This window comes from Mycobacterium sp. BMJ-28 (assembly GCF_054404835.1).
The window spans coordinates 426,481-453,399 of sequence record NZ_CM136783.1 but is presented as its reverse complement, the minus strand read 5'-3'; the positions used below and the strand labels follow the sequence as shown (position 1 = coordinate 453,399).

Below are 26,919 nucleotides of genomic sequence, written 5' to 3'. Positions count from 1 at the left end.
GGAACCCGACCGGGGAGATTCACTTGCGCAGGATCAAGTCCAGTGCCTCGGACCGGGACGCCTTGTCCGTCTTGAACTGTCCGCGCACCGCCGAGGTCGTGGTCACCGCGCCGGGCTTGCGCACGCCGCGCATCGCCATGCACAAGTGCTCCGCTTCGACCACCACGATCACCCCGCGCGGGTCCAGCTTGCGCATCAGGGCATCGGCGATCTGCGCGGTCAGGCGCTCCTGAACCTGCGGGCGCTTGGCGTAGAGATCGACCAGGCGGGCGATCTTGGACAGGCCGGTGACCCGACCGTCCAGCCCCGGAATGTATCCGACGTGCGCCACACCGTGGAACGACACCAGATGGTGTTCACACGTCGAATACATCGGGATCTGTTTCACCAGCACCAACTCGTCGTGCTGCTCGTCGAACGTGGTGTTGAGGACGGCGTCGGGATCGGTGTACAGCCCGGCGAAGATCTCCCGGTAGGCGCGTGCCACCCGGGCCGGGGTGTCGACCAGGCCGTGCCGGTCCGGGTCCTCCCCGACGGCGATCAGCAGTTCGCGCACTGCGGCCTCGGCGCGCGGCTGGTCGAAATCACGGTTGGCAGCTGTGACATCGCTCGCCGTCATCGGCGCTCCTCGGGGGCCTGTTCTCCGTGTGTGGGCGGGTACTGCGGATACGGCTGTTGCTGCTGCGGCGGATACCCGGGCGCGGGTTGCTGATGCTGCGGCGGGTACCAGTAGCCCTGCGGCGGAGGCTGGCTGCCGGGCTGGCGGGGCGGCCAGCCGGGAGCGTGCCACCCGGCGGGTGCGCCGTAGTCGGGCTGGGCACCGTTGGGTGCGCCGTTGGCGCCGTTGGGGTAGCCGTTGCCGTGACCGGTGCCATTGCCGTTCTGGCCGGTGGCGGCCTCGGCCGCGGCATTCGCCTTGGCCATGGCGGCCCGGAATGCCGGCTCCGGGACGGGCGGCGGCCACGGCTCGCCACGCTCGATCGCGATCTCGCCCGGGGTCTTGATCGGCGGTTTGTCCGACGGGATGCGGCCCCCGAAATCGTCGAACATGGTCAGGCGGGGGCGCTTCTTCACGTCGACGAGGATGCGCTCCAGATCCGGGCGGTGCAGGGTCTCCTTTTCCAGCAGCTCGCCGGCCAGCGTGTCGAGCACTTCCCGGTATTCGGTGAGCACCTCCCACGCCTCGGTGTGGGCGGCCTCGATCAGCTTGCGGACCTCGTCGTCGATGTCGCGCGCCACCTCGTGACCGAAATCGGCCTGGGTACCCATGGTGCGGCCGAGGAACGGGTCGCCGTGCTCGGTGCCGTAGCGCACCGCGCCGAGCTTCGGGCTCATGCCGTGTTCGGTGACCATCGCGCGGGCGACCTTGGTGGCCTGCTCGATATCGGACACCGCGCCGGTGGTCGGCTCGCGGAAGATCAGCTCCTCGGCGGCGCGGCCACCGATGGCCATCACCAGACGGGCGATCAGCTCCGACCGGGTCTGCAATCCCTTGTCGTCCTCGGGGACGGCGACCGCGTGCCCGCCGGTGCGGCCGCGGGCCAGGATGGTGACCTTGTACACCGGGTCAAGGTGCGGCATCGCCCAGCCGGCCAGGGTGTGCCCGGCCTCGTGATACGCGGTGATCTTCTTCTCGAACTCGCTGATGATGCGACCCTTGCGGCGCGGCCCGCCGAGCACCCGGTCGACGGCCTCTTCCAGGGCCGGCCCGGTGATGACGGTGCCGTTCTCGCGAGCGGTGAGCAGGGCGGCCTCGTTGATGACGTTGGCCAGGTCGGCGCCGGAGAAGCCGACGGTGCGCTTGGCCAGACCTTCGAGGTCGGCGTCGGGGGCGATCGGTTTACCGGCCGAATGCACCCGCAGCACGGCCCGGCGGCCGGCCAGATCGGGATTGGACACCGGGATCTGCCGGTCGAAACGACCCGGCCGCAGCAATGCCGGGTCGAGGATGTCGGGCCGGTTGGTGGCGGCGATCAGGATGACACCCTGGCGCTCACCGAAACCGTCCATCTCGACGAGCAACTGGTTGAGCGTCTGCTCACGCTCGTCGTGCCCACCGCCCATACCCGCGCCGCGCTGACGCCCGACGGCGTCGATCTCGTCGACGAAGATGATGCACGGGCTGTTCTGCTTGGCCTGCTCGAACAGGTCGCGGACCCGGGAGGCGCCCACGCCGACGAACATCTCGACGAAGTCGGAACCCGAGATGGTGAAGAACGGCACCCCGGCCTCGCCCGCCACGGCCCTGGCCAGCAGCGTCTTACCGGTGCCGGGCGGGCCGAACAGCAGCACGCCCTTGGGGATCTTGGCGCCGAGCGCCTGGTAGCGACTCGGGTTCTGCAGGAAGTCCTTGATCTCGTAGAGCTCTTCGACGGCCTCGTCGACACCGGCGACGTCGGCGAAGGTGGTCTTGGGCATGTCCTTGGACAGCTGCTTGGCCTTGGACTTGCCGAACCCGAAGCCCATCCGGCCGCCGGACTGCATCCGGGAGAACATCACGAACAGGCCGACCAGCAGCAACAGCGGAAGCATGTAGATCAGCAGCGAGCCCAGCACGCTGCCCTGGTTGACCACGGTGTTGGTCTTGGCGTGCTTGGCGCTCAGCGCATTGAACAGGTCCACGCCGTACCCGCTGGGGTACTTGGTGATGACCTTGTCACTGTTCTCGGTGTCGCCGTTGCCGGACTTCAGTTCCAGGCGCAACTGCTGTTCGCGGTCGTCGATCTGGGCGCTCTTGACGTTGTCGGCGCTGATCTGCGCCATCGCCACCGACGTGTCGACGGGTTTATATCCGCGGGTGTCATCGCTGAAGTAGAAGAAGGACCAACCCAGCAGCAGCACCACCGCGATCGCGGTGAGTGTGCGGATCACGTTTTTTCGGTTCATCGATGTCTTTCGCCGGCGGTTGGACCGGCCCGGTCCTTCCAATGTGCGCAGTACAGAACTTTCAGGCTACCGCTACACCAACGATCGATAGTTCCCGCCGTGGGATCGAACTGCTCGACTGGGCCTCGCGCGCACCGGCGCCCTCAGTTTCCCCGCTCGAAGGGCACGGTGTCCGGTAGGTGTGTGCCCTCGGGGAGCACCAACTTCCCGTCGGTGTCGATGTATCCGGAGCGCTTGGTGGGTATCGGCAGGATCGGGTCGGGGCAGGGGGTGTCCGTGCCGTCACCGCAGATCCCGCCGTTGAAGTAGGACCGCTTGAGATGGTCGGCCGGCCAGGGATCGGAGTGCATCCCGATCCACTGCGCGGGCACGTTGTAGAGGAAGAAGAACGCCGCGCTGACGGCCGCGAAGATGGCCAGGAACCGGATGACCTGTTGTCTGACCAGGCCGCCGCCCAACTGGTCGAGTCCTCGTTCGACAACGGTCCGGCCGCGATCGTCGGTGAAGAACCGCAGGCAGCACAGGGCCGTCATGACGCCGCCCCACATCAGGCCTTCATAGATGGGCCACTGGTGGTAGGTGCCGGCGAACACCGAGACCGACCGGATGGCACCGGGATAGGTGTAGAGCCCGAAGGGCAGCATGATCAGCCCCTCCATCACGAAGTCGGCCAGGATGGCCACGGCGTAGGTGACCAGGATCAGTCGCAGGTTGCTGATCGCCGGCCAGCGCGACTTGATCTTGCGCATGATCGCGCAGCCGGCGATGGTCAACATCAGCACCATCCCGTAACCCGTCGCATTGATCAGCAGCGGCTCGGCGACCTGACGGCCCGGCGACTCCGGTGACACCCAGCCCGGGATGTGTGATGACCAGGAACCGCGGTTGAACAGCCAGGTGTTGTAGGTGCACCAGGTGTTGAAGTAATTCAGCAGCGGGTCCTGGAAGAAGAACAGGCTGCACGACGCCAGCAGGAGACCGTCCAGGGTGATCCGCCGCTCCCGGATCCACGGCCGGATGAGGAACCACCACACCGCGGCGGGCAGGCCGATGCACATCAGGACCGCGTTGGTGGTGAGCATGATCTTCATGTGGATGGGCGGATCCGTCGGGCCCGCGGGAACCCGCACGAAATACGGTCCGGTGATCCATCGGGACCACACATAGATCTGCAGCGCCAACAACAGACCGCCCGCGGTGGCCCAGAGCTGCACCGGCTTGATCTTCTTCTCCGCCGTCTCGATGCCCGTGGGCGGCGTGGTCTTACTGGACAGATCACTCATGGAATTCGCCCTTCCGGCGCGTCTGGCGACTGGCTCGTCGTGAATATACCGGTCAGTATCTAAAATCTTGATTGGAATCTCGGAGTCGTGGCAGAATTGCCGGCATGGTGCAGCGCTGGACGCGGGACAAGCGGCTCGAGCACACCCGCTGCCTGCTACTGGACGCCGGTGAGCAAGTGTTCGCCGAAAAAGGTTTCACCGCAGCGACTCTCGACGACATCGCCTACGCGGCCGGCTACACCAAGGGGGCGATCTACAAGCACTTCGCCACCAAGGAGGAGCTGTCCTGTCCGTCAGTGACCGCTACTGGCGCCGTTATTTCGACACCTTCGCCGAAGCGCTCGGCCAGTCGACCGAGGTCGGCGCCCGTGAACTCGAGGGCATCGCGCAGCGGTGGCGCCAGCTGTCCAAGGACCACGGGACCGAGCACGCCGCACTCGGGCACGAATTCACGCTCTATCTGTTGCGCAACCCGGACGCCCGGGAATGGGTGGCGGCCAAACGCGCCGAGGTGTTGGACAACCTGACCATGTTCATCGCCGAAGGCCTGGACCGGCTCGGAGCCACCCTGCAGATCCCGGCGCAGACCTTCGCCCGCGCGCTCATCGCGACCAGCGATTCGGTCGTCCTGGGAAGCGAACTCGACGATATCGACCTCTACACACCGATCGTGGAGATGTACATGTCGGCGATCAAGTTGCCTTGACCAGGTACGCCCGCGGCAGCCGCTAGGGTGCGAACATGCCCCTTGCACACCGTGCACCGGTCCGGATCTGCTTCGCCACTATCGCTGCGGCGCTGGCCTTCGGCGTCTCGGCCTGTGACTCCAAACCGGCCGCCTCACCGTCGGCCGGCACCGAGGCGACGCGCCAGGTGACGGTGATCGGCAACGGGAAGGTGCAGGGCACCCCCGACACGCTGACGGTGGCGGCGTCGATGGAGGCCACCGCGCCCGATATCACCGCGGCGCTGAACCAGACCAGCCAGCGCCAGCAGGCGGTGATCACCGCACTCGGCGGTGCCGGCATCGACAAGTCGGACATCAGCACCTCCCAGGTGTCCCTGCAACCGCAGTACAACATCGACGGCTCGACCATCTCGGGCTACCGCGCGAGCAACTCCATCGACGTCAAGATCCGCAAGACCGACACCGCGTCGAATGTGCTGGCACTGATCGTCAACACCGGCGGCGAAGCCACCCGGATCAACTCGATCAACTATTCGATCACCGACGATTCGCAGCTGGTGAAGGACGCGCGTGCGCGTGCCTTCGATGACGCCAAAGACCGCGCCGCACAGTACGCCCAGCTGTCCGGACTGACGCTGGGCAAGGTCATCTCGATCTCCGAGGCTTCAGGTCCCCCCGGCCCCAACCCGCCGACCCCGATGCCGCGGGCGGCGATGGCCGAGGCCGTGCCGTTGGAACCGGGACAGCAGACCGTCGGGTTCTCGGTGACGGTGGTCTGGGAGCTGACCTAACCCGCGGGCGCGATGTCGACCGGGATGCCGTTGAGCACCGCGGTGCCCGACAACGGGTCCAGCGTGCCGCCGTCGTTGAGCTGATTGACGTTGACGCCCGGGTCGGCCGCCGCGACGCCGAGCCGGGTGCCCGCGCGGTCGTGACCCCAGCCGTGCGGCAGCGACACCACGCCGCGGCGCATACTCGCGGTCACCTCCACCGGGGCGATGAGTTCGCCGCCCGGTCCGCGCACCTTGGCCGAATCGGTGAGGCCCAGTTCGGCGGCGTCCTCGGGGTGCACCTGCAGGGTGCACCTGTTGGACCCACCGGTCAGCGTCGCGACGTTGTGCATCCAGCTGTTGTTGGACCGCAGGTGTCTGCGGCCGATGAGCAGGTAACCGCCGACCGATTGCCCCAGCGCGGCCCGCAACCTCGCGGTGTCACCGACCAGGGCGGCGGGTGCCAGCTCCACCAGACCTGACGGCGTCGAAAGCACCTGCGCGAGACGGGGTTTCAGCGGTCCGAGGTCGATGCCGTGCGGTGCGGCCTGCACCCGGGCCAGGGTCAGGCCGTCCGGATCGGCGCCGAAACCGTCACCGTAGGGGCCCAGCCGCAACATCATGTCGAGCCGGCGTTCGTAGCCGCGCGCGCCGGTCAGCGCCGCGGTCAGCTCCGCGACCGGGCGGCCGTGCACCGCCGAGTTCGGGTCGGCGGTCGCCTTGGCCAGCGTGCCGGCGATCACCTGGTCGTCGACCAGTGCGGGATCTCCGTGCGGGCCCACCCCGTACAGGATCAGCGCCACCCGGGACAGGATCTCGGCCTCGTCGGGCCGTCCGCCGGCCGGCGGCAACACCGGCGGCGTGTAGCGCACGTTGTTGCGCACCGCGAGATTGTTCAGCGCGAAGTCGAAGTGCGGGCTGGCCGAGGGCGGTGGCGGTGGCAGGATGACGTCGGCGTGCCGGGTGGTCTCGTTGAGATACGGATCGATCGACAGCATGAAGCCGATGCCGGCCAACGCCCGGTCCAGCCGCGCCCCGTCGGGTGCCGACAACACCGGGTTCCCGGCGATCGTGATCAGCGCCTTGAGCTGGCCGTCCCCGGGGGTGTCGATCTCCTCGGCCAGGGCGGCCGCGGGCAGTTCGGACAACACCTCCGGATGCCCGGACACCCGGCTGTGCCAGCGGCCGGTGCGGAATCCGCGGCCGGGTCCCGGCGGTTTCGGCGCGGGAGCGGCGGCACCGAGCGGGAACATCGCCCCGCCGGGTGAGTCCAGGTTGCCGGTGAGAATGTTCACCACGTCGACGAGCCAGCTGCCCATCGTGCCGAATTCCACTGTGGACGTACCGATTCGGCCGTACACCGCGGCCGACGGTGCCGATGCGATCTCGCGGGCCAGCTCCCGGATCTCGGCAGCGGGGACACCGCAGTGCTCGGCCACCACCTCCGGCGCGAAATCCTCGGCCAGCGCGCGCACCTCGTCGACACCGTTGACCAGTGCGGCGATCTGGCCGAGATCGGTGAGATTTTCGTCGAACAGCACGTGCACCACGGCGAACAGCAGTGCGGCATCGGTGCCGGGGCGTGGCGCGATGTGGCGGTCGGCCAGTGCGGCGGTCCTGGTGCGGGCCGGGTCGATGACGGTGAGCCGGCCACCGCGCCGGCGCAGCGCCCGCAGCTTGCCGGGAAAATCGGCCGCGGTGGCCAGAGAACCGTTGGACACCAACGGATTCGCACCGATGACCACCAGATGGTCGGTGCGGTCGATGTCGGGGACCGTGAACGCGACCGGGCTGCCGAACAGGTAACCGAGCGACACGTGCTTGGGCATCTGGTCCAGGGTGCTCGCCGAGAACACCTGCCGGGTGCCCAGCGCCTTGACGATCACCGGGGCATACAGCGCCCCGGCGACGGTGTGCGCATTCGGGTTGCCCAGATACACCCCGACCGATGTCCCCCCGTGCGCGGCGACCACACCGCTCAGCCCGGCGGCGACCGCCTCGAAGGCCTCCGCCCAGCTCGCCTCGACCAGTTCGCCGTCCCGCCGGATCAGCGGACCGGCCAACCGGTCCGGGTCGTTGTCCAGCCCGGGCAGGCTGGCACCCTTGGGACAGATGAAGCCCGCGCTGAACACGTCGTCGGCATCGCCGCGGGCGTGGGTGACCCGGCCGGCATCGACTGTCAGGACCAGGCCACAGGTGGCTTCACACAGTGGGCAGATCCGAAGGGCTGTTTCGGTCATCACCGCATTGTGCGCCGCTTACGGGTGCTCGTACACCTTGGGTTCCAGCGTGCCGATGAACGGCAGGTCGCGGTAGCGCTCGGCGTAATCCAGCCCGTACCCGACCACGAACTCGTTGGGGATGTCGAAGCCGATATAGGAGATGTCCACGTCGGCGCGCACGGCGTCGGGCTTGCGCAGCAGCGCGCACACCTGCAGTGAGCGCGGGCGCCGGGTGGCCAGGTTGCGCAACAGCCAGGACAGGGTCAGTCCGGAGTCGACGATGTCCTCCACGATCAGCACGTGGCGGTCGTTGATATCGCGGTCCAGGTCCTTGAGGATGCGCACCACCCCGGACGACGATGTCGAGGAACCGTAGGAGCTGACCGCCATGAACTCCAGCTGAGTGGGCAGCGGGATGGCGCGGGCCAGGTCGGTGACGAACATCACCGCACCCTTGAGCACCGTCACCAGCAGCAGATCGTCCTCGCCCGCAACGAGTTCGCCGTAGTGCTCGGCGATCCGGGCGGCGAGTTCGCCCACCCGCGTCTGGATTTGCTCCTCGGTGTAGAGCACCGACTCGATGTCACCGGAGTACAACTCGGCAGCGGTATGCGCAGGCACGCCCACAGCGTGCCACGTCAACCCGTCCGGAACCAACGTCAGACCGGTTCGGTGTGCATCGTCAGCACCCCGTCGCGGCGGGTGGCGAACAGCCGGACCCGCCGCAACGCCGACCCGACCGCCACCCCGCCCTGCCCCCGCCACGCGGTGACCAGGGCCTCCACCCCGCGGATCTGCCCGTTGGTGAGGTCGCGCGCGCCGGCCTCGAGCAGCCACCGTCTGATCACCCGGCGGCGCACCGCGCCCGGCAGCACGGTCAATGCACTCACCTCCAGCCCGGCACCGCACCGCACCTCCGGTAGCGCCCGCTCGGCCAGCGCGTCCAGCGCCTCGGCATCCTCGCGCAGCGCCGCACCGGTGCGGGCCAGCGCGCCGGCGACCCCACCGCCGAGCACCTCCTCCAGCAGCGGCAGCACCTCGGCGCGCAACCGGACCCTGGTGTAGCGGGGATCGCTGTTGTGCGGGTCCTGCCACGGGTCCAGGCCGAGTTCGGCGCAGGCGGCCCTGGTCGTCGCCCGCCGCACGGCCAGCAGGGGGCGGCCCCAGGGGTCGTCGAACTCACGCATCCCGGCGATGGACCGGGCACCGGAGCCGCGGCCCAACCCCAGCAGCACCGTCTCGGCCTGGTCGTCGAGGGTGTGCGCCAACAGGACGGGCAGCCCGGCGCGGGCGCGCTCCAGTGCCCGGTATCTGGCCGTGCGGGCCGCCGCCTCCGGGCCGCCCGCGGTGCCCACCTCGACGCGCAGGATCTGCGCGTCGACGCATCCCAGCCGCAACGCCTGCGCGTGTGCGGTGCGGGCGACGTCGGCCGAATCCGCTTGCAGCCCATGGTCCACGATCAGCGCGACGGTCGGCGCCACCAACGCCGCCACGGCGGTCAGGGCCAGCGAATCCGCACCCCCGGACAGTCCGACGCACCAGCGTCGCATTCCGTGCGCCGCGCCGAACGCGCCGACCGCGGACCGCAGCGCGGCTACAGCACCCGGTCGATCCACCGTTGTGGCTCTTCGATTTCCGCGGGCAGCGGCAGCGTCGCGGCGTCCGTCCAGATGGTGTTGAACCGGGACATCCCGACCCGGGCAACCACATCGTCGACGAAGGCCTTGCCGCGGGTGTACTGGCTCATCTTGGCGTCGAACCCGAGCAGAGTGCGGATGATCCGTTGCAGTGGAGGCTGTTTGCGTTGACGACGCTCGTCGAACCGCCGCCGGATGGTGGCCACCGACGGCACCACGGCCGGCCCGACCGCATCCATCACGTGCTCGGCGTGCCCTTCCAGCAGCGTACCCAGCACCAGCAGGCGGTCCAGTGCCTGGCGCTGCGGTTCGGCTTGCACGGCCCGCAGCAAGCCGACCACTCCGCCCGGATTCGGTTCGGCCGCTTGACCTTTGCGCTGTCCGCGGACATATTCAGCCAGCCGGCCGGCCACCTCGCCGACCTGGTCGCCGGCGTCCTGGGTCAGCGTGGCCAGCGCGGACGACATGTGTTCGGCCAGCCACGGGTTGGCCCGGAACTGCACCCGGTGGGTGACCTCGTGCAGGCATACCCAGTATCGGAAGTCGGTGGGGTCGACCCGCAGTTGACGTTCCACCGCAATGACATTCGGGTACACCAGCAGCAGTTCCCCCCCGGGGAGGGCGACACCCCCCGAGTCGCTTCGCTCCAGCCCGCCGGCGAACGGGTCGTACTGCCCGAGGATGCCCGACGAGACGAAGGCCAGCACCGCACCGGTCTGCGCGCCGGTGATCTTGGAGGTGAGCGGCCCGCCTGGGGTTTCGGTGCCGCCGGTCATCACCCGCATCGACGCGGTGGCCGCCCGGACCCACTGCGGGCGATCAACCACGCGGGCCTCCGGGATGTCGGCGCCCTCGTTCAGACCGGTGACCTCGCGCACCGGAAGCTCAGCGCGGCGGGCCAGTTCGGCGAGCTGGGCGACGGCCTGGTCCCGGGTGTAGTCGGTGGTGACCGGGGCGGGCCGGGTCAGCTTCGCCCCGACGCCCGCGGCGAACTCCCAGTCGACGGCGCCACCCACGGTCAGTCCGCCGGTGGGGCTCATCCGCCGCACCCGCAGGAGCGCAGCACCGCGGCCAGCGCGTCCAGCGACGTCCGCCCCGTCGGCCCGGCGTTGTTCGACATCAGGGCGAAGGTCAGCACCCGCCCGCTCACGTCGGTGACGATGCCGGCCAGCGTGTTCACCGCGGTCAACGATCCGGTCTTGGCCCGCAGATAGCCGGCCGCGGCCTTACCCGCATCGGTGTCCAGATAGCGGTTGGACAACGTGCCGCTGCCGCCCGCGATCGGCAGCACGTCCACCAGGGGACGCAGTTCGGGGTGCTCCCCGCTGACCGCTGCGGCGACCGCCCCGTCCAGCGTGTTCGCCGTCAGCCGATCATCGAGGGATAGCCCGCTGGAATCCACCAGCACCGCGCCCGCGGTGTCCACCCCGACGCCGCGCAGCTGCGTCAGCACGGACTGCGCGGCGGAGTCGAAACTCTGTGGCCGGCCCAGCGCGGCCGCGACCTCCCGGCCGGTCGACTCGGCCATCACGTTGTCGGACTCGTTCATCATCTGCCGCAGCCGTTCCAGCAGCGGCGGCGATTTCACCGACGCGATCTCCCGGGCATCGGCGAGCGGGCCCGACGCCACGGTCACGGTTGCCGGATCCACCCCTAGCGCGGTGGCCAGCGCGCGGCCGGCATCCAGGCCGGGCGTGGTGGACCGCCGGGACTCGGTGGACACCGGTTGGGTCCGGCCGCCGTCCAGCATCACCGACTCCATCGGGGCGATATCGCCGCCGTCGATGTCGGCGGGATCCCAGCCCGGGGCCATGGTGGGCCCGCTGTAGGCGGACAGGTCGACCTGCACAGTGGTCACGTTGGTACCGCTGCGGCGCACCTGATCGGCCAGATCACTGATCCGGGCGGCACCCTTGTACCAGGTGGGCTTGCCTGCGGGAGCCGCCGAGAGGGTCGGGTCACCGCCGCCGCGCAGCACCACCAGACCGGGTGTGGCACCGGCCAGCACCGTGGTGGTCAGCGTCGCGTCGCGGTCCAGGGCGGCCAATGCGGCGGTGGTGGTGAGCACCTTGTTGGTCGAGGCGGGCAGCATCGGCACGTTCGCGCCCTGGGTCCAGAGTTCGGCGCCGGTGCCCGCGTCGGTCACCCGGCCCGACAGCATGCCCAGGTTGGGGTCGGCCAGCGGACCGGCCAGCGCCGCGGCCAGGCCGGCGGCCGATGGCTCGTCGGTGTCGTTGCCCAGCGCCTGCACCCCCGGGGCGGCGGTCGCCGGTGCCGGTTGCGGCCGGACCGCGTCGGTATTGCGGGCAGCGGTATCGCCGGAGGTCACCAGTGCGGCGACGCCGACGACGACGGCCACCAGCACCAGTACCACCAGGCCGATCACCAGGTGGGTGGATCGGCGCCACCGAGCAGGCCGCATATAGAGCAGGGTATCGCTACCTCTAGGGTGGACCCGCGCCGCGACAGTGGCGGCCCCGCAGACATCAGTCCCATGGAGGAGCTTTGAGCGAGCAGTTCGACGTCGTCATCGAGATCCCCAAGGGATCGCGCAACAAGTACGAGGTGGACCACGAGACCGGGCGGGTCAAACTGGACCGCTACCTGTACACCGCGTTCGGCTACCCGGCCGACTACGGCTTCTTCGAGAACACCCTCGGCGAGGACGGCGACCCGCTGGACGCGCTGGTACTGCTGCCGGAGTCGGTGTTCCCGGGCTGCGTCGTCGAGGCCCGTCCGGTGGCGATGTTCCAGATGACCGACGAGGCCGGCGGCGACGACAAGCTGCTGTGCGTGCCCGCCGGGGATCCCCGCTGGGACCACATCCAGGATCTCGCCGACGTGCCGCCGTTCGAGCTCGAGGCGATCAAGCACTTCTTCGTGCACTACAAGGACCTGGAGCCGGGCAAGTTCGTCAAGGCCGCCGACTGGGCCGACCGCAAGGCCGCCGAAGCCGAGCTGGCCCGTTCGATCGAGCGGTTCAAGAACGGGCACTGAGCTTTCCCGCTCTTTCGGTGATTTAGCACCGCCGTAACACGCGGTAACGCCGCTGTGCCCTGGGGCTTCGATCATTGGCTTTGTGCTGATGCATCAAGGGATCGGCCTGGACGCGTTCAACGCGTTGCCCGAACGCAAAGCGGTACATGCGCTCTACGAGTGCTGTCATTGCGTCACGTTGGCCGGTGATCTGGCCGCCGGGCGACCCTACGCCGATCACAACAGTCTGTTCCGTCGTGCCGACGCCCTGCTGTTCGCCCTGTCCGAGCAGTCCGTCGACGCGATCCTGCAGGCCTACCCGTGTTCGGTGCGGCCGTGCGACGACACCGAACGTGCCGCACTCAAGAGCGCCGAGCAGATCTACCGCGACACCTTCGGATTCGATTTCGTCATGTACGTCGCGGGGCTGTGCGCCCCCGACGTGCTCACCACGGTCGCCGACCGCATGCACCACGATGTCGAGACGGAGCGCAAGGTGGTGCGCAACGAACTGGCCAAGATCAACCGGACCCGGCTGGAGCGGATGCTCGGGCCGGAAGGCGGGTTCGACAACTGGTAACTAGGCTCGCCTGGTGAGCAGTACCCCCCCACACTTCCTGGCCTTCCCCGATCTTGCTTCCCGCGCCGCAGGCGGTGCGGTGGTCTGGGCCACCGACGACGTGTTCGCCGAAAAAGAGAACCTGATCACGCCTGCCGCGGCGGAGCACCGGCCCGCGACATTCGGGCACAAGGGCCAGATCTACGACGGCTGGGAGACCCGCAGGCGCCGCGGCACCACCGCCGATTCGTGTGACCGCGCGATCATCCGGCTCGGCGCACCGGCCGTCGTGCACGGAGCCGTGGTCGACACCGCCTGGTTCACCGGCAACTATCCCCCGCACGTCTCGGTCGAGGCGGCATTCGTCCCCGGCCATCCCTCGGTCGAGGAACTGGTGCACAAGACCGAGTGGACGACCATCGTGGAGCGCAGCGCGGTCAACGGCGACACCCGCAACCCGTTGCCGGTCAAGTCGACCCGGCGCTGGACCCACGTGCGGTTGTCGATGTATCCCGACGGCGGTATCGCCCGATTCCGGGTGCACGGCGAGGCCGTGCTGGACCCGCAGTTCGCCGAGGTGCTGCCGCTGGATCTGGCGGCCCTGGAGAACGGTGGCCGGATCACGGCCTGCTCCAACATGTTCTATGGCTCGCCCAACAATCTGCTGTTGCCCGGCACGCCCAGGAACATGGGTGAGGGCTGGGAGACCTCGCGGCGCCGCGACACCGGCAACGACTGGGTTCAGGTGCACCTGGCCGGCGAGGGTGTGCTGGCAACCGCCGAGTTGGACACCTCCTACTTCGTCGGCAACGCGCCCGGCTGGGCCAGGCTGTCCGGCCGGTCCACCGACGACGGTGACTGGTTCGAGTTGCTGGCGCGCACCGAGTTGCAGCCCGACACCCGGCACCGCTTCCTGATCGACGATGACCGGCCGGTCGCCGCTGCCCGGCTGGACATCTACCCCGACGGCGGGATGGCCCGGCTGCGGCTCTTCGGCCGGCTGACCGCCGTTGGCGTGCAACAGGTTCGCCAGATCTGGGACGCCAGCGCCTGACGTGAGCGCATGATGTCCCGATGACCGTGCACGGACGTTGGGACAGCCGATTCGACAAGGTGGCCGACGCGTTCAAGGCCGCCCTGGCCGACGGCGAGGAGGTCGGCGCGGCGATCGCGATCGACATCGGCGGTGAGACCGTCGTCGACATGTGGGGCGGCCATGCCGACGCGGCCAGGACGACACCATGGGCGAAGGACACCATCGTCAACGTGTGGTCGTCGACCAAGACGGTGACCAGCCTGGCGGCGCTGATGCTGATCGATCGCGGCCTGATCGCCGCGCACGACCGGGTCGCTCGGTATTGGCCCGAATTCGCAGCCAACGGCAAACAAGATGTGCAGATCCGCCATCTGCTCACCCACTCCTCGGGCGTATCGGGCTGGGATCAGCCGGTCGTTTCCGAGGACATACTGGATTGGGACAAGTCCACCGCCGCACTCGCCGGGCAAGCCCCGTGGTGGGAACCGGGCACCGCATCGGGTTACCACGCGCTGACCTACGGGCACCTGATCGGTGAGGTGGTGCGCCGCGTCACCGGCAGCCCGCTCAAGGAGTTCGTGCGCGACGAGATCGCCGGGCCGCTGCATGCCGACTTCCAGATCGGTGCCTCACCCGCCGACACCGACCGGATCGCCGAGATCATCCCGGCCACCGAGCCTTTCGACCTGCCCCCGATGGATCAGTGGCCGGAGCCGATGCTCAAGACCTTCACCGGCCCGGCACCCGATCCAAGAACCGCCAACACCGCGGCGTGGCGGGCCGCCGATATCGGGGCGGTCAACGGCCACACCAACGCCCGCGCGCTGGCCAAGATCCTGTCGGTGATCTCGCTGGGCGGCACCGTGGACGGGGTCACCCTGCTGCGGCCGGAGACCGTCGAGCAGATCTTCGAGCTGCAGCTGCAGGGCCCCGACCTGGTGCTCGCGTCGCACCCGCTGCGCTGGGGCCTCGGGTTCGGTCTGCCCGAACCCGCGACCATTCCCTATGTGCCGCAGGAGAAAATCTGCTTCTGGGGTGGCTGGGGCGGGTCCTGGGAGACGATGAATCCGGACCGCGGGGCCACCATCGCCTACGTGATGAACAAGATGGGCCCCGGCGTGGAGGGTTCGGCCCGCACCGACCGATACTTCCGGCTGATCTACGACGCGCTCTGAGTCACCACGTTGGCCATCGGCTCGCCGCGGTACAGCCGGCCGATATTGGCGGCGATACCGTCGGCCCGGCCGGCGAAGGTGTCGGAGGTGACCCCCGAGGAGTGCGGGGTCATCAGGACGTTGGCCAGCTCGTGGAACGGCCACGTGCCCGGCGCGCCATCACCGGTTCCCGGCGCCGGATAGCTGTACCACACATCGATGGCGGCGGCCCGGATGTGCCGGTGCAGCAGTGCTTCGTAGAGTGCGCGCTCCTGCACCAGCGGTCCACGGCCCACATTGATCAGGACGCCCTGCGCACCCAGCGCACGTAGCTGCGCGGACCCGATCATGCCGTTGGTATCGGCGGTCAGCGGGGCGGAGACGACCACCACGTCGGATTCGGTCATCAGCCTGTCCAGGGCGGCCGTCGACGCGGCCCACTCCAGACCGTGCGCGGGGTCGACCCGCCCGGTCCCGGTGACCGCTGCCCCGGTGCATCCCAACGCGCGCAGCAGTTCCCAGCACCGCCGGCCGATATGCCCGAACCCGACGAAGCCGACTCGTGCACCACCCAAAGCGGGCGGCTGCGCGATCGCGTCGTCATACACCGAGGTGGCCCACACCTGATGCCGCAGCGCCCGATCCTGGGTCAGGAAGTCCCTGCGCAGCATGATGGCCGCGCTCAGCACGTACTCGGCGATCGACCGCTCGTGGTGAAAGGTGTTGGCCACTTGGGTGTCCGGTGCCAGTGCGGCGAAATCGATCCGGTCGGTGCCCGCTCCGGCGACGTGAATCAACCGCAGTTTCTCGGCCACCGCAGCCATCTCGGCGGTGAATCTGCCGCCGACGAAGACCTCCGCGGTGCGCAGCGCCCGGTGGTCACCCCAGACCACCGAGACGTCGCTGGGCAGCGCCGCTTCGAAGCGGGCCCGGTGCGGTACCAGATTGCGGTCGGCGACCAGGATCAGCATGCTCACAGGTCACGCTGCAGCGCAGGACGTTTGGAGTCGAATGTCCAGCCGGGAATCAGATACTGCATGGCCACCGCGTCGTCGCGGGCGCCCAGCCCCTCGGCGAGGTAGAGCTCATGTGCGGCGGCGACCCGGTCCTCGTCGAGTTCGACGCCCAGGCCCGGTTTATCCGGCACGTCCAGGTAGCCGTCGACGATCCGGTACGGCTCCTTGGTGATCCGCTGACCGTCCTGCCAGATCCAGTGCGTGTCGATGGCGGTGATGGCACCGGGTGCAGCCGCGGCGACATGGGTGAACATCGCCAGGGAGATGTCGAAGTGGTTGTTGGAGTGCGAACCCCAGGTCAGTCCCCAGGCGTCGCAGAGCTGCGCGACGCGCACCGAGCCGTTCATGGTCCAGAAGTGTGGATCAGCGAGCGGGATGTCGACCGCGCCGGAACGGATGGCATGTCCCATCTCGCGCCAGTCGGTGGCGATCATGTTGGTCGCCGTGGGCAACCCGGTGGCCCGTTTGAATTCGGCCATCACCTCGCGGCCGGAGAAACCGCCCTCGGGCCCCACCGGATCCTCGGCATAGGCCAGCACGCCGGTGAGCTCGCGGCAGGTGGTGATCGCGTCGGCGAGCAGCCAGCCGCCGTTGGGGTCCAGCGTGATTCGCGCGTCCGGGAAGCGGTCGGCCAGCGCGATCACCGCCTTGGCCTCGTCGGCCGCGGGCAGGACCCCGCCCTTGAGTTTGAAATCACGGAACCCGTACCGCTCGCGGGCGGCCTCGGCCAGCCGCACGACGGCCTCGGGCGTCATTGCCTCGTCGTGTCGGATGCGCAGCCACTCGTCGGCGCCGGCGTCCTCGTCGGCAGCCGAGAGATACGCCAGATCGGTGCGGGTACGGTCCCCGACGAAGAACAGATAACCCAGCGCCTGCACCCTGGTGCGCTGTTGGCCATCGCCGAGCAGCGCCGCGACCGGCACCCCGAGATGCTGGCCGAGCACATCGAGCAGGGCCGATTCCACGGCGGTGACCGCATGCACCGTCACTCGCAGGTCGAAAGTCTGGGCTCCGCGGCCGCCCGCGTCACGGCCGGCGAACTCGCGCCGGATGTCGGCCAGCACCGCGTGGTAGTCGCCGATGCCACGGCCCTCCACGAGCGGCCGGGCATCCTCCAGGGTGTGCTGGATCGCGGCCCCGCCGGGTACCTCACCGACACCGGTGTGCCCCTCGGAATCCTTGATGACCACCAGGTTCCGGGTGAAGAAGGGTCCGTGCGCACCGCTGAGGTTGAGCAGCATGCTGTCGTGCCCGGCGATGGGCACCACCCGCATCTCGGTGATGACCGGGGTTGTGTGTGTCGTCATGAATTCACCTCTCGCTCAGAACTGGGCAAACCATTTGTCCCCGTTGGCGACCGGGCGAAGCATCCGGCTCACCTTGTCCCCCACCGCACACAGCGCTTCGATGAGATCGGCCTCCCGGCCCGGCGTCAGCCTGGCCAGCGGAACCGACACGCTGATGGCGTCCTGGGCCGGCCGGCTGTAGCGCAGCGGCACCGCGAAACACCGGATACCCGTGGTGTTCTCCTCGTCATCGGTGGCATAGCCGCGGATGCGCACCGTCTCCAGCGCTTCCTCCAGCTCCGCGCGGTCGGTGACCGTGCGCGGGGTGAGACCGATCAGTTCGGCCGGGATATGGGAATCTCGTTGCGCGCCCACCTGTTCGGACAGCAGCACCTTGCCCAGCGCCGTCGCGTAGGCGGGCAGCCGGCGGCCGACCCGGTTGGTGCTGCGCTGGTACTGCCGGGATTCCCGGGTGGCCAGGTACACCACGTCGCAGCCGTCCAGTCGGGCGAGGTGGAAGGTCTCATCCCAGATGCCGCGCAGTTCGTCCAGGAACGGCGTGATGCTGGGCAGGTACGGGTCGGTGTCCAGGTAGCTGGTGCCGACCAGCAGGGCGCGAATACCGATGCTGTACAACGTCCCCGACGCGTCGCAGCGCACCCAGCCCTGCGCGATGAGGGTACGCAACAGGGCGTGCGCGCTGCTGCGCGGCATGTCGAGGGCGGCGCTGACGTCGCGGATGCGCGCCGGCTGGTCCTGCCGGTCGGCCAGATACTCCAGGAGTTCCACGGTGCGTGCGGCCGATTTCACGCCAGGGGAAATCGGGCGCACGTTCTGTTCGCTCATATCAGTCCCATCTGCTGGACGACGAGGATGACGGCTCCGGTGGCGGACGCGGTGATCGCCGTCCACCGCTGGCGCTGCGGGTTCAACAGCCGATTCGCGTAGCGGGACAGCACATATCCGCCGACGGTGGCGGGGATCAACAGCGCGCACATCACCAGGGTGTGCCGGTCCACCGCGCCGGTGACGGCCAGTGTCGTCAACGACATCAGCGACCCGATCAGGAAGAACCCGGCCATCGTGCCACGCAGCCGCGCGCCACTGCTGCGCTGCCACACCAAGGCCATCGGCGGTCCGCCGATGGAGGTGGCGGTACCGAGCACTCCCGAGGTCGCCCCCGCCAACACCAGATTCCGTCGGCGTGGCGCCGGTACCCAGCCGGAACTGGTCAACGCCACCCCGCCCAGCACCACGGCCGCGATCATCAGCGCCAGCGCCCGCTCGGGTATCGCGGTGAGGACCAGGGCGCCCGCGATGGTTCCCGGCACCCGGCCGGCCAGCGCCCAACCGGTACCCGACACGTCGATGGCCGTCCGCTCGCGCAGCACCACCATCAGCGTCACGACGGCGGCCAGCATGATCAAGGTGCCCGGGATCAGCCCTGGATCGACCAGCGCGACGACCGGCGCGGCGAGCATGCCCAGCCCGAAACCGATCGAGGCCTGCAGACAGGACGCGAGCAGCACCGCGGTCGCGATGACCGCGTATCCAGCCGGGCTCACCGCATTCATGCGCTGCGGGAGAACGTGACTGCCGCGGCGCCAAGGGGATGGTGGCATTCGGCCGAGTGCCCGGCCTCCTGCGGATCCACGGCGCGCGGCGGTCGCTGTTGCGCGCAGATGTCGGTGGCGTGGGCGCAGCGGGTGCGGAACCGGCAGCCCGACGGCGGGTTCAGAGGGGACGGTACCTCGCCCTTGAGCAGGATGCGTTCGGCTCGTTGGTCGGCGTGCAGTTTCGGGGCGGCCGACATCAGGGCCGCGGTGTAGGGATGTTCGGGCTGGTCGAAAACCGCTTCGGTCGGCCCCGTCTCGACGATCCGGCCCAGGTACATCACCGCGACGCGGTCGGCGACGTGGCGCACCACCGACAGGTCGTGGGAGATGAACACGTAGGAGATCTTCAGCTCCTGCTGCAGGTCGTTGAGCAGGTTGAGCACCTGGGCCTGTACCGAGAGATCCAGTGCGGAAACGGGTTCGTCGCAGATGATGACGTCCGGGCTCAGCGCCAGCGCGCGGGCGATACCGATCCGCTGACGCTGTCCGCCGGAGAACTCCTGCGGGTACTTGCCGAATGCCTTCGGCCCCAGCCCGACCATGTCGAGCAGGCCGCGCACCCGCATGTCGCGGTCCCGCCGCGACGGGTACAGCGTGTTGTGCGTGCGCCATGGTTCGGCGATGATCTCGGCCGCCGTCATCCGCGAATTCAGCGACGCGTACGGGTCCTGGAACACCATCTGTACCCGGCGGCGGAACTTCAGCAGATCCTTGCCGCGTAACCGGTACGGATCGATGCCGTCGAAGCTGACGGTGCCGGCATCCGGTCGTTCCAGCATCATCAGGGTGCGCGCCAGGGTGGACTTCCCGCAACCGGATTCGCCGACCAGGCCCAGGGTTTCACCGCGACCCAGTTCCAGGTCGATACCGTCGAGCGCGTGCAGCTTCTTACCGCCTGCGGCCCGGAAGCTCTTGGACAGCCCGCGCACGGACAGCAGATTTTCAGTCATGGTTGACCTCCCCGGCGAAGTGGCATGCCGATTTCCTGGCCGCCCCGACGGCGGCCAGCTCTGGCCGGGTCTGCCGGCAGACATCCCGGACCAGCGGGCAGCGGTCCTGGTACACACATCCGTCGGGAACGGAATGCAGGTCCGGTGGGGCGCCGCCGATGGATTTGAGCTCGGCACCGCGTTCGGCGCTGACCGGGACGGACTCCAGCAGACCCAAGGTGTAGGGGTGCTTGGGGTCGGTGAACACCTCGGCGACCGGACCGGTCTCGACGACGTTGCCGGCGTACATCACGACGACGCGGTCGGCTTCCTCGGCCACCAGCGCCAGGTCGTGGGTGATCAGCACGACGGCCATGTCGAACTCGGCCCGAAGGCTTTTCAGCAGTGCCATGATCTGGGCCTGCACCGTGACATCGAGTGCGGTGGTGGGCTCGTCGGCGATCAGCACCCGGGGGTTGAGCGCGACGGCCATGGCGATCAGCAGGCGCTGGCGCATACCGCCGGAGAACTGATGCGGGTAGGAGTCCACCCGCTCGGCCGGCTGCGGAATCCCGACCCGGGCCATCAGTTCGATGGCCTTGCGCTTCGCCTCCTTGGCCTTCATCCCGTGGTGGATCCGGAACGGCTCGGCCAGTTGGGTGCCGACGGTGTACAGCGGGTTGAGGGCGGTCAGCGCGTCCTGGAACACGATGGCCAGTTCCGGCCCGGCCAGTTTGCGCCGTGTCTTGCGGTCGGCGGCCAGTAGGTCCACCCCGGCCAGCGTGGCGGATCCGTCGACGACGTCGGCGACCGGTTCCAGCAGTCCGACCAGCGCGGTGGCGGTCATCGACTTGCCGCAGCCGGATTCGCCGAGCAGCGCCAGCGTCTCACCGCGTCGAGCGGCGAACGACACGTGATCGACGGCGCGCACCGTGCCGGTGATGGTGCGGATGTCCACCGTCAGTCCGTCGACCCGCAGCGCCGGGTCGGCATCGGGGTGGGTGGCCGCAGGATGTTCGGCCACTTTGCTGTCCAAGTGCACGGTCATCTAGAGGGCCTTTCCGGTTTTGGCGAAGCGGGACAGGCGTTTTCTCCTGGGCGAGCGAAGCGACGGGAAACGGTTCGGGACGGTGAGCCGCCACCGCTGCGCGGGATCGGTCGCGATGCGGGCCCAGGCGGCCAGGATGGTGGCCGAGACGGTGGTGATGACGATGGCCAGACCGGGGAAGAACGACAGCCACCAGGCGGTGTGCAGGTAGGTCCGGCCCTGGGCGACCATCAGGCCCCAGCTGACGTCCGGCGGCTGGATGCCGATGCCCAGGAAGCTCAGTGAGCTCTCCGCCAGCATGACGTAACAGAAGTCCAGGGTGGCCACGGTGAGCAGGGTGGGCAACACGATCGGCAGCACGTGCCGGATGATGATCGACGAACCGCTGACACCGAACGTCCTTGCGGCATCCACGAATACGCGGCTGGACAGCTCGGCGGATTCGGCCCGTGCGGTGCGCAGGTACACCGGGATGCGGGTGATGGCCAGCACCAGCACGATATTGGCCGCACTGGGTGAGAACACGTAGAGCACGACGACTGCCAGCAGCAGCGACGGGAAGCTCATGATGACGTCGGCCACCCGCATCGCCACCGTCTCCCGCCAGCCCCGGTAGTAGCCGGCCCACATGCCGATCACCGAGCCCAGCACGGCCGAGATCACCACGGCGGGGATCGCCACCGAAAGCGTGGTGCGGCAGGCGACCACGAGGCGGGCCAGCATGCTGCGGCCCAGCGGGTCGGTGCCCAGGATGTTGGCCCAGCCGTGCGCCAGGGTGAACGGCGGCTGATTGGAGTTGTCCAGGTCGATATGCGTGGCCAGGCCGCCCACCAGCATCGGCCCGAAGACCGCGGTGAGTATCACCAGGGCGAGTACCACCGCGGCGACGGTGGCCACCCGGTCGTTGACCAGCAGGTGCAACCACTTGGAACGGGCGCCCGGCTTGGTCTCCGGCTCACCGACGATGGCGGTGGTGGGTTTGACCGGTACGAGATCGATCTGAGTCATGTTGTCTTCCCTACACTTTCGCAGGTTCCCGGACGCGCGCGTCCAGCAACGCGTAACAGGCGTCGATGAGAATGTTGAGCAGGAAGATGCTGACGGCGGTGAGCAGCACCGCAGCCTGCAGCACCGCGAAGTCGCGTTGCAGGATCGCGTCGATCATCAGCTTTCCGATGCCCGGCCAGCCGAAGATGGCCTCGACCACCACCGCGCCGTTGATCAGGCCGACGGCCAGGTCGCCGGCCACTGTCAGCGCCGGCGCGGCGGCGTTGCGCAGCGCGTGGTGGGTGACCACCCGGAAATCGCCGGCACCCTTGCTACGGGCCAGCCGAACGTACGGGGCTGACAACGCCGACACCATGGCGCCTCGCACCACCTGGGTGAGCACGCCGAGTGGGCGGATCATCAGGGTGGCGATGGGCAGGATCCAGGACAGCATGCCGGCGTCGGTACCGGAGGTCGGCAGCACGCCGAGCAGCACCGCGAACAGCCAGACCCCGGTGATGGCGAACCAGAAGTCGGGGATGCTGGCCGCCGTCATGGACAGCAGGCTGGAAAAGCGGTCGGCCAGTGAGTTGGGCCGGTACGCCGCCCAGCATCCGACGATGACGGCGCCTACGATCGCGAGCGCCATGGTGGTCACCGCGAGTTGCAGGGTGGCCGGGAACGCCCGCAACGCCATCTCCGACGCGGATTCACCGGTGCGCAGTGAGGTCCCGAAGTCCAGGTGCAGCACACCTTTGAAGTAGTCCATCAGCTGCGCGATCATCGGTCGATCGAATCCGTGTGACTGCGCGAAAGCCTCGCGCTGAGCCGCCGTGGCCGACTCCGGGAGGTAGAGGTTGGTGGGATCACCGGTGAGCCGGGCCAGCAGGAACACCCCGAGTAACACGATGACGAGCGGGATGGTGCTGGTGTACATGCGGCGCCGGACGAAGGAGAACATCTGGTCAGCTCCTGTCGGACAAGTCAGAGCCGTTGCCGGCCTTGGTCATCTCGGCCAGGCGCATCTCGTCACCGGTGGCGGAGTTGGGGGTGTAATCGACGCGCGGGGACTTCCCGAGGATGCCGGTCATATGGGCGATATAGGCGAACTGGGCCACCTCGGACGGTTCCTCGGCGAACAGTGCGGCGTAGGCGTCCTGACGTTGCGGGCCGGTCAGTTCTCCGGCCGCCTCGATTTTTCGATCGAACACCTCGGTGCCACAACCATTTTGCGCCCCGTCGGTGCGCATGTACTGGTCCACGCTGAATGCCGCGTCCCCAGCCTGGTTACCGTGCTGGATCATCGCAATGAAGGGCCCGGCGTTGTTCGGGAAGGGCCGCAGCTGATATTGCAGCTGGCCGGCGGTATCCATCATCTCGATATGGGTGTTGAGGCCGATCTCCGCCAGCTCGCTCTGGATCACCTCCATGGTCTCGGTGATGTTGGGGAACTGGGCGGTGCGCCCGATGAGCCGGATCTGCCGGTCCACCGGCACGCCGGCGGCTTTGGCCTCGGCCACCAGCCGCTTGGCCTCCTGCACGTCGTGCGGCCACGGCGCCAGGTCCGGGTTGTGACCGACCACACCGTCGGGAACCAGCTGGGCGGCGGACTGACCCATCCCCCGGAAGAGCGCCTTGAGGATGCCCTTGCGGTTGACGGCGTAGTTGACGGCCTGCCGGACCCGGATGTCGTCGAGCGGAGCGTCGGTACACGTGATGCGCAGCGCGGTGGTCTCGTTGTTGGGGAATTCCACCCCCAGCTCGCCCGCGCCGTCCTCGGGTCCGAGGCCCGTCGCGATATCGGTTTCGTCGTTGGTGACCATCGCGGCCCGCACACTGCCCTCACTGCGCCACTGGTACTCGGCGCGGCCGAAAGCCGGTTTGGGGCCCCAGTAGCGCTCGTTGCGGCTCAAGGTGAGCTTCTGGCCGTACTCCCAGTCGGCGATGGCGTACGGTCCGGTACCGATCGGCTCACGCACCTTCGAGGTGGCACTGGTGCTGCGCGGCACGATCTCCACGAACGAGATGCGCAGCGGCAGAATCGGATCCGGCTTCTCCGTGGTGATGGTGACGGTGTGCGCATCGGGGGTGGCCAGCTTCAGCTTCTCGTCACCGAAGACGTAGCCGTCGACGTTGCACCCCAGTTCGGAGTTGACGGCGCGGTCGATCGAGAACGCCGCATCGGCCGCGGTGAACGGGGCGCCGTCGGAGAAGGTGACCCCGGACCGGATGTCGAAGGTCCATCGATCGGGTGCGTCCTGCCGCCATCCGGTGGACAGCAGCGGCGCCAGCGCGCCGGTGGTCGGCTCGCGCTCGATGAGCGGCTCGGTGATGTTGGAGCGCACGACGATGCCGGTCGAGGTGAGCGAGCTCTCGCAGGGCTCCAGGGTGGGCGGCTCCTGGGAGATGACCAGGCGCAGGGTGTCCGGGTCGTAGCCGCCCTTGCCCGAGTTGGCGACGGTACAGCCGCCGGTCAGCAGGACGGTGCCGGCCGCGGCCAGCGCTGTCATGCGCAGCCGGGCGAGCGAAGTTGCGGCCATCTGATCCTCCGGTGGGGAATGGGCTGTCCCGTGTGTGATGTCCATGTATGTGGACGGAATCTGTGACGGTAGACACACCGTAGGAGCGCCTCGCGAAACGCGTCAACCCGGCCAAAAGGGCAGATTCGGCGGTCTCACACCTAGGCGGAGCTCTGGGTCGAGGGCGCGGTTTTGGCACTTGAGCTGGCTTTTTACCCCACCCGACCGGCGTTTGATACCCGCGAGCTTCCGGGATTTCGGCGGTTATGCCGGTTGCGCATCAACCCATGCTATTTCCGTGTTGGACAGGTATTCATGGGCATCCTTAGCGTGAAGAGCCAAGAGCAAGGACGAGAAAGGTCCAGCCATGCCCAGATCCGCCCCGGCCAGCCCGCTCGTACTGCAGGTCGGCCCGCTCAAGCCCTCCCTGGAACAGACGCTGCGGACCGAGTACGACGCGCTCGTGCTGCCCACCGGGACCGTCGAGCGCGCCGAGTTCCTGTCCGCCCGCGGCGCCGACGTCACCGCCGTGGTGACCTCGGGCCGCACCGGCGTGGACGCCGAGCTGATGGCGGCACTGCCCGCACTGGGCGCGGTGGTGAACTTCGGGGTCGGCTACGACACCACCGATGTCGATGCGGCGGCCGCCGCGGGCATCGGGGTGAGCAACACCCCCGACGTACTGACCGACTGTGTCGCGGACACCGCGGTCGGCTTGATGATCGACGTGCTGCGTGGCTTCACCGACGCCGATCGCTACCTGCGGGCCGGCCGCTGGCCCATCGACGGGAACTACCCGCTGACCCGCCAGGTCAGCCACACCCGCGTCGGCATCATCGGGATGGGCCGGATCGGTGGCGCAATTGCCAAGCGGCTCAGCGCTTTCGGTTGCACCATCAGCTATCACAACCGGCACCGGGTGGCCGATTCGCCGTACCGCTACGCCGGGTCGCCGGTCGAGCTGGCCCGCGACGTCGACGTGCTGGTGGTGGCCGCCGCCGGCGGCAGCGGCACCCGCGGCCTCATCGACGCCGCCGTCCTGGAGGCACTGGGGCCGCAGGGCTACCTCATCAACATTGCCCGCGGCAGCGTCGTCGACGAGGACGCACTGGTGGCCGCACTCGGTGCCGGCCGGCTGGCCGGTGCGGGCCTGGACGTCTTCGTGCACGAACCCGATGTCCCGGTCGAGCTGCTGCGCATGGACAACGTGGTGCTGCTGCCGCACGTCGGCAGCGGCACCGTGCAGACCCGCGCCGCGATGGAGGCGCTGACCCTGCGCAATCTGGACGAGTTCCTGGCCACCGGGCAGTTGGTGACGCCGGTGCTGGCGCCCGCCGCCCGGGTTTAGCCGCCATCCAGTTCAACGGCGCTCACTGGGCGATCACGTCGTCCACCAGATCGTCGGTGGTCCACTCGCGGGCGGGCAGCACGTCGCGCAGCAGCCGCAACAGCGCCGGGTTGGTGCTGTCCCCGCGCCAGGCGGCGTCCAGTTCCACCGGTCGTTCCCGGAACGCCCCGATGGACCGGAACACCACCCCTTCGGGATGCAGGGTGGCCGCCGACGCCGGCACCAGCGCCACCCCGATACCCGAACGCACCAGCACCAGCATGGTGTGCACCTGCGTCACGAACTGCACGTACCGAGGTGTGGCGCCGGCGATGGTGAAGGCGCTGATCAGCAGTTCGTTGAAATAGCGCGCCTGGACGGGCGAGTACATCACCACGTCCTGGCCGTCCAGATCGTTGAGCGTGAGCGCGCGGGCCTGCCCGACCAGCGGGTGCTCGGCCGGTAGTGCGGCCACCAGTTGCTCGTGCAGCAGCGGCCGGGACACGATGCCTGGGCGCTTGAGTGGCGGGCGCACCATCCCGAGGTCGATCTCGCCGGTCATCAACCCCTCGATCTGGTCGGCCGAAACCATCTCGCGCAGTTCGAGTTTCACATCGGGCAGCTTGGCCCTGGTGCGTTCCAGCAAGCGCGGCAGCACGACGTGCGCCGAGGCGGCGGTGAATCCGACCACCACCGTGCCCAGATCACCGGCTGGCACCCGCCGGACCGTGAGCGCGGCGCTCTCGGCGAGCTGCAGGATGCGCCGGGCGTCGGGCAGGAAGGCCACGCCGGCCGGGGTGAGGGTGACCGAGCGGGTGGTCCGGTCGATCAGCTGCACACCCAGTTCGGTCTCGAGCTGCTGGATCTGCCGGCTCAGCGGGGGCTGGGTCATGTGCAGGCGCTCGGCGGCGCGGCCGAAATGCAGCTCCTCGGCGACCGCGATGAAACAGGACAGCCGCGCCAGCGAGAACATCGATGCA

At 68.7% G+C, this 26,919-nt stretch carries 24 protein-coding genes and 1 pseudogene; 7 read left to right on the top strand and 18 right to left on the bottom strand.

Annotated features, from left to right (window positions below; all coding sequences use genetic code 11):
* Positions 1-19: 19 nt before the first annotated feature.
* From folE to ACXPWS_RS02215, 3 genes are all read right to left on the bottom strand, one after another.
* Positions 20-619 (bottom strand): GTP cyclohydrolase I FolE, encoded by a 600-nt coding sequence (gene folE / locus ACXPWS_RS02225; protein ID WP_458710873.1) that lies wholly within the window; start codon positions 617-619, stop codon positions 20-22.
* Positions 616-2,886 (bottom strand): ATP-dependent zinc metalloprotease FtsH, encoded by a 2,271-nt coding sequence (ftsH, locus tag ACXPWS_RS02220; RefSeq protein ID WP_458710872.1) that lies wholly within the window; start codon positions 2,884-2,886, stop codon positions 616-618. Before ftsH ends, folE begins: the two co-directional genes overlap by 4 nt.
* A gap of 143 nt (positions 2,887-3,029) precedes the next feature.
* On the bottom strand, positions 3,030-4,169 hold the full coding sequence (locus tag ACXPWS_RS02215; protein ID WP_458710871.1) for a spirocyclase AveC family protein: 1,140 nt from the start codon (positions 4,167-4,169) through the stop codon (positions 3,030-3,032).
* A 104-nt stretch (positions 4,170-4,273) separates the two neighbouring features.
* Between ACXPWS_RS02215 and ACXPWS_RS02210 the strand changes: the two are divergent.
* Together ACXPWS_RS02210 and ACXPWS_RS02205 are read left to right on the top strand one after the other, a co-directional pair.
* A pseudogene (locus tag ACXPWS_RS02210) lies at positions 4,274-4,875 on the top strand (TetR/AcrR family transcriptional regulator).
* Positions 4,876-4,910: 35 nt separating this feature from the next.
* The gene (locus ACXPWS_RS02205) at positions 4,911-5,648 is read left to right on the top strand and encodes an SIMPL domain-containing protein (protein WP_458710870.1); all 738 of its coding nucleotides are present in this window, start codon (positions 4,911-4,913) and stop codon (positions 5,646-5,648) included.
* Here the strand turns inward: ACXPWS_RS02205 and ACXPWS_RS02200 are convergent.
* The 5 genes from ACXPWS_RS02200 to dacB are packed head-to-tail and all read right to left on the bottom strand — an operon-like array spanning position 5,645 to position 11,908.
* Entirely contained in the window at positions 5,645-7,867 is a 2,223-nt protein-coding gene (locus tag ACXPWS_RS02200; protein ID WP_458710869.1) for a molybdopterin-dependent oxidoreductase, read from the bottom strand. The two genes, ACXPWS_RS02205 and ACXPWS_RS02200, sit on opposite strands and share 4 nt — an antisense overlap.
* Before the next feature lie 18 nt (positions 7,868-7,885).
* Positions 7,886-8,476: a hypoxanthine phosphoribosyltransferase gene (gene hpt, locus ACXPWS_RS02195; RefSeq protein ID WP_458710868.1), complete on the bottom strand. Its 591-nt coding sequence runs from the start codon at positions 8,474-8,476 to the stop codon at positions 7,886-7,888.
* 32 nt (positions 8,477-8,508) lie between these two features.
* Positions 8,509-9,465: a tRNA lysidine(34) synthetase TilS gene (gene tilS / locus ACXPWS_RS02190; protein WP_458710867.1), complete on the bottom strand. Its 957-nt coding sequence runs from the start codon at positions 9,463-9,465 to the stop codon at positions 8,509-8,511.
* A complete protein-coding gene (locus tag ACXPWS_RS02185) occupies positions 9,444-10,526 on the bottom strand; it encodes a zinc-dependent metalloprotease (RefSeq protein ID WP_458710866.1) in 1,083 nt (360 codons plus the stop codon). The genes tilS and ACXPWS_RS02185 overlap by 22 nt, the downstream gene beginning before the upstream one ends.
* On the bottom strand, positions 10,523-11,908 hold the full coding sequence (gene dacB, locus ACXPWS_RS02180; RefSeq protein ID WP_458710865.1) for a D-alanyl-D-alanine carboxypeptidase/D-alanyl-D-alanine endopeptidase: 1,386 nt from the start codon (positions 11,906-11,908) through the stop codon (positions 10,523-10,525). The genes ACXPWS_RS02185 and dacB overlap by 4 nt, the downstream gene beginning before the upstream one ends.
* Positions 11,909-11,991: 83 nt before the next feature.
* Here dacB and ACXPWS_RS02175 point away from each other — a divergent pair, with 83 nt between their 5' ends.
* The 4 genes from ACXPWS_RS02175 (at position 11,992) to ACXPWS_RS02160 (ending at position 15,232) form a co-directional block, all read left to right on the top strand.
* Entirely contained in the window at positions 11,992-12,483 is a 492-nt protein-coding gene (locus ACXPWS_RS02175; RefSeq protein WP_458710864.1) for an inorganic diphosphatase, read from the top strand.
* Between the two features lie 82 nt (positions 12,484-12,565).
* Positions 12,566-13,042, top strand: a complete 477-nt coding sequence (locus tag ACXPWS_RS02170) for a 2-oxo-4-hydroxy-4-carboxy-5-ureidoimidazoline decarboxylase (protein ID WP_458710863.1) — start codon at positions 12,566-12,568, stop codon at positions 13,040-13,042.
* A 13-nt stretch (positions 13,043-13,055) separates the two neighbouring features.
* A complete protein-coding gene (gene alc / locus ACXPWS_RS02165) occupies positions 13,056-14,075 on the top strand; it encodes an allantoicase (protein ID WP_458710862.1) in 1,020 nt (339 codons plus the stop codon).
* Between the two features lie 20 nt (positions 14,076-14,095).
* On the top strand, positions 14,096-15,232 hold the full coding sequence (locus ACXPWS_RS02160) for a serine hydrolase domain-containing protein (protein ID WP_458710861.1): 1,137 nt from the start codon (positions 14,096-14,098) through the stop codon (positions 15,230-15,232).
* Here the strand turns inward: ACXPWS_RS02160 and ACXPWS_RS02155 are convergent.
* The 9 genes from ACXPWS_RS02155 to ACXPWS_RS02115 are packed head-to-tail and all read right to left on the bottom strand — an operon-like array spanning position 15,217 to position 24,603.
* A complete protein-coding gene (locus ACXPWS_RS02155) occupies positions 15,217-16,182 on the bottom strand; it encodes a 2-hydroxyacid dehydrogenase (protein ID WP_458713379.1) in 966 nt (321 codons plus the stop codon). The two genes, ACXPWS_RS02160 and ACXPWS_RS02155, sit on opposite strands and share 16 nt — an antisense overlap.
* Before the next feature lie 2 nt (positions 16,183-16,184).
* On the bottom strand, positions 16,185-17,534 hold the full coding sequence (gene gudD, locus ACXPWS_RS02150) for a glucarate dehydratase (protein WP_458710860.1): 1,350 nt from the start codon (positions 17,532-17,534) through the stop codon (positions 16,185-16,187).
* Positions 17,535-17,549: 15 nt separating this feature from the next.
* Positions 17,550-18,359 carry an IclR family transcriptional regulator gene (locus ACXPWS_RS02145; RefSeq protein ID WP_458710859.1) on the bottom strand — a complete coding sequence of 270 codons (810 nt, stop codon included), beginning with the start codon at positions 18,357-18,359 and terminating at the stop codon, positions 17,550-17,552.
* Positions 18,356-19,078, bottom strand: a complete 723-nt coding sequence (locus tag ACXPWS_RS02140; RefSeq protein WP_458710858.1) for a sulfite exporter TauE/SafE family protein — start codon at positions 19,076-19,078, stop codon at positions 18,356-18,358. The genes ACXPWS_RS02145 and ACXPWS_RS02140 overlap by 4 nt, the downstream gene beginning before the upstream one ends.
* Before the next feature lie 5 nt (positions 19,079-19,083).
* Entirely contained in the window at positions 19,084-20,079 is a 996-nt protein-coding gene (locus ACXPWS_RS02135; protein WP_458710857.1) for an ABC transporter ATP-binding protein, read from the bottom strand.
* Complete coding sequence (locus tag ACXPWS_RS02130) at positions 20,072-21,106, bottom strand: ABC transporter ATP-binding protein (RefSeq protein WP_458710856.1); 1,035 nt, start codon at positions 21,104-21,106, stop codon at positions 20,072-20,074. Before ACXPWS_RS02130 ends, ACXPWS_RS02135 begins: the two co-directional genes overlap by 8 nt.
* On the bottom strand, positions 21,107-22,114 hold the full coding sequence (locus tag ACXPWS_RS02125; RefSeq protein WP_458710855.1) for an ABC transporter permease: 1,008 nt from the start codon (positions 22,112-22,114) through the stop codon (positions 21,107-21,109). It lies immediately after the preceding gene.
* Between the two features lie 10 nt (positions 22,115-22,124).
* The gene (locus ACXPWS_RS02120) at positions 22,125-23,054 is read right to left on the bottom strand and encodes an ABC transporter permease (protein WP_458710854.1); all 930 of its coding nucleotides are present in this window, start codon (positions 23,052-23,054) and stop codon (positions 22,125-22,127) included.
* Between the two features lie 4 nt (positions 23,055-23,058).
* Positions 23,059-24,603: an ABC transporter substrate-binding protein gene (locus ACXPWS_RS02115; RefSeq protein ID WP_458713378.1), complete on the bottom strand. Its 1,545-nt coding sequence runs from the start codon at positions 24,601-24,603 to the stop codon at positions 23,059-23,061.
* Positions 24,604-24,979: 376 nt separating this feature from the next.
* On the opposite strand from ACXPWS_RS02115, the gene ACXPWS_RS02110 reads away from it, so the two are divergent.
* The gene (locus ACXPWS_RS02110) at positions 24,980-25,960 is read left to right on the top strand and encodes a 2-hydroxyacid dehydrogenase (RefSeq protein ID WP_458710853.1); all 981 of its coding nucleotides are present in this window, start codon (positions 24,980-24,982) and stop codon (positions 25,958-25,960) included.
* Positions 25,961-25,982: 22 nt separating this feature from the next.
* Here the strand turns inward: ACXPWS_RS02110 and ACXPWS_RS02105 are convergent, their stop codons facing one another.
* Complete coding sequence (locus tag ACXPWS_RS02105; RefSeq protein WP_458710852.1) at positions 25,983-26,912, bottom strand: LysR family transcriptional regulator; 930 nt, start codon at positions 26,910-26,912, stop codon at positions 25,983-25,985.
* Positions 26,913-26,919: the final 7 nt, after the last annotated feature.